This is a genomic window from Yersinia sp. 1252 StPb PI (assembly GCF_048593885.1).
Classification (GTDB): Bacteria; Pseudomonadota; Gammaproteobacteria; order Enterobacterales; family Enterobacteriaceae; genus Yersinia; species Yersinia enterocolitica_E.
Genome location: NZ_JAZGQE010000392.1, coordinates 1 through 1,108, shown reverse-complemented (window position 1 = coordinate 1,108; position 1,108 = coordinate 1). Strand labels below are relative to the sequence as shown.

Sequence of the window (1,108 nt, the reverse complement as noted above, 5' to 3'; positions counted from 1 at the left end):
TGCTACATCATATCAACATAATGGTTTTTTATTTTATGCAATGGGATGTGACGATCAATTATTTTGTTATAAATGAGTTTGCTTGTAGTATCTGTTGTATGCGACATGTGTGGTGAGACGATTATCAAGTGAATATTTTCCTCCGTATTAATGACCACTCTTCTTTATTCTGCGAGTGTATAAGCTCTATATTTTAGGGCGATATTTTCCTATGGCGGGGGTTGTTATTCTCTGGATACAGAGTGTATGAGATGGAATTAATTCATTAGATAATTACATTTAACCTGGCATGTTCATTTTCTACCGCCAGGATAATTTTATTCCAGGGGGAGGGGATGTTTAATTGCGTTATTGATGTGAAAGATAATTACTTTCGGCACGGTCTGTTTATTCTGCTCAGCGAAACACTGGCGGAATATCATACTGAGCAAGGAATAAGTAATGAGGTGAACAACGGTCAAATTACCTTCAGCGGTACCCCGAATACCCAGACGCGGCTGGTATTTATTGATGCAGACAACACCTATTTTTGTCAGGCATTCGAACAGACGATCAGGCTTAATCAACGTTGGTCCCCGAGTGTTTTCATCATTCTCAAGTCAAGACATGTTCGCCAGCCTCGCGAGATGGCGTTGGATGAGGTGGTGCGCATTCTCTATAAAGATGACGAGGCCACTGACATTAAACAAAAAATCAGGGAGGCGCTCATCTCATGGGCCTTGACGAAAAAGCCTGCGACTGCCCTGCCGATTTCGGGGGAACTTGGTGATGGGAATGATGTGCGCCTGGTGAGTCTGACGAGATGCGAGCGTGTTGTTATTTACTTGTTTGGCGAGGGTTTTACCGGAAAAAGTATCTCCCAGATTTTGAGTAAAAGTGAAAAGACCATCAGCGGACAGAAGCGGTCAGCGATGAGGAAGCTGGATGTATGCAGTGATGTGGAGCTGTTCTGTAAAGTCCATCAAGGCCAGGGGGGGTTATTGCATTAAGGGTTGCGTGTTATGCCATTGCATTCGCAGCTGATATTAATTTTATTATCCAGGGTTCGACTCAAATATTGATATTAAATTGTTAAAAATGCCAAACATTATTGTAATGGCATAACTAA

At 42.1% G+C, this 1,108-nt stretch carries 1 protein-coding gene; it reads left to right on the top strand.

Annotated elements, in window-relative coordinates; all coding sequences use genetic code 11:
* Positions 1–335 precede the first annotated feature (335 nt).
* Entirely contained in the window at positions 336–989 is a 654-nt protein-coding gene (locus V2A85_RS23845; protein ID WP_420072574.1) for a helix-turn-helix transcriptional regulator, read from the top strand.
* Positions 990–1,108: the final 119 nt, after the last annotated feature.

What these genes read in the sequence shown, in the direction of transcription:
- V2A85_RS23845 (WP_420072574.1), top strand. Translation starts at nt 336, where the DNA reads ATGTTTAATTGCGTTATTGATGTGAAAGATAATTACTTTCGGCACGGT.